General features: G+C 71.9%; 2 protein-coding genes. One reads left to right on the top strand and one right to left on the bottom strand.

Annotation, left to right across the window (positions count from 1 at the left end; genetic code table 11):
• Positions 1-159, bottom strand: a 159-nt coding sequence (locus GA0115259_RS10720; protein ID WP_141716516.1) for an SDR family NAD(P)-dependent oxidoreductase, incomplete at its 3' end; no start/stop codon positions are given.
• Between the two features lie 266 nt (positions 160-425).
• Here GA0115259_RS10720 and GA0115259_RS10715 point away from each other — a divergent pair.
• A complete protein-coding gene (locus GA0115259_RS10715; protein WP_345941003.1) occupies positions 426-1,190 on the top strand; it encodes a helix-turn-helix domain-containing protein in 765 nt (254 codons plus the stop codon).
• Positions 1,191-1,495 lie beyond the last annotated feature (305 nt).

The following is a 1,495-nucleotide window of genomic DNA, read 5'->3' as shown; positions in this document are numbered from 1 at the left end:
GGGACGGCGGGCCCCGAGCACCACCCGGTGGCCCGAGGCGGCCAGCCGCCGGGCGGTGGCTTCGCCGATACCGCTGCTCGCGCCTGTGATCAGGACGACCTTGCTGGGAGAGACGGCACTGCCGGGGGAGAGGACGGGAGAGACGGCCGGGGCGTTCATGAGGATCCTTCGGGGAAGCGGAAACGGGTCCGACGGGTACGCGGTGGTGATCGCGCCGTGCGCTCCGAGCGTGCAACGGATCGAGCCGCCGGGGGAGGGCGAGGCTTCCTGGGTGTGCCACACCCAGGAACGGCGACCGGGGGAGGCGGCCAGGCACCAGCGGCTGAGCACTACTAGGCCCTGTCCGGCGGCGTACGCTTTCCGGATGAGCGGTTCCGAACTGGGGGAATTCCTGCGCGCGTCGCGCGCTACTCAGCCCCGCCGAGGTGGGACTGCCCGGTTCCGGCGCGCGCCGGGTGGCCGGGCTGCGGCGCGAGGAGGTTGCCGTACTCGCCGGAGTCAGTGCCGACTACTACGCCCGCCTGGAACAGGGCCGCGAACGGAGCCCCTCGGGCCAGGTCGTCGACGCCATCGCGCGGGCGCTGTGCCTGGACATGGACGCCCGCTGGCATGCCTACCGCCTGGCCGGTCTTGTACCGAAGCCGACGCCCTCCGCCCGTACCGGCCAGGACCGCACCGACGAGGTGGACCCCGCGCTGCTGCGGCTCATGGACGCTTTCCCCGGGGCGGTCGCCTATGTCGTCAACCGCCGTCTCGATGTCCTCGCCTCGAACGCGCTGGCCAAGGCCCTGCTCTCCCCGCTGGCGGAGCCGCGCCGCATGGTCCGCTCCGTCTTCCACGATCCGGCCGCGCGCGAACTGTTTGTCGAGTGGCCGACCGTCGCACGTGACACGGTCGAGGCGCTGCGGCTGGCGGCGGGGGAGGACCGGGGCGATCCCGGGATCGCCGGGCTTGTACGGGAACTCCTCGGCAGCAGCGAGGAGTTCGCGGCACTGTGGCGGGAGCACCGGGTCAGTGGCCTCGGCCGCAAGACCAAGATCTTCCAGCATCCGGACGCGGGCCGGATCACACTCACCTACCAGACCTTCGATGTCCAGCACACCCCCGGCCAGCATCTCCTCGTCGGCACGCCGCCCCCGAACGCCCCGGACGCCGACTCCCTCACACTTCTGGCCTCCATGCGTGCCTAGGGCCTCTCGTTTGGATCTTGCCGGGCCAAACGAAAGACCCTAGGGCTGTGTCCTCAAGCCTGACCCTGAGGGCGGGTGGGAGCCCGAGGGCGGGTGGGAGCGCTCTCACAGCGCTAGAGTCCAGCGCCATGCGCGTACTCTTCGCCTCGACCGAGGGATCCGGGCACTTCAACCCGCTCGTACCGTTCATCGACGCCTGCGTCGCACGCGGGGACGAGGTGCTCGTCGTCGGGCCGCCCAAGCTGGAGGCGCGGCTCGGTGAGCGCGGGCAGCCGTACCGGATCGGCGGGGGGGGGGGGGGGGGG

Source organism: Streptomyces sp. MnatMP-M17, assembly GCF_900091995.1.
GTDB lineage: Bacteria > Actinomycetota > Actinomycetes > Streptomycetales > Streptomycetaceae > Streptomyces.
The sequence above is the reverse complement of the archived record's forward strand: the minus strand, read 5'-3'. Positions and strand labels throughout refer to the sequence as shown.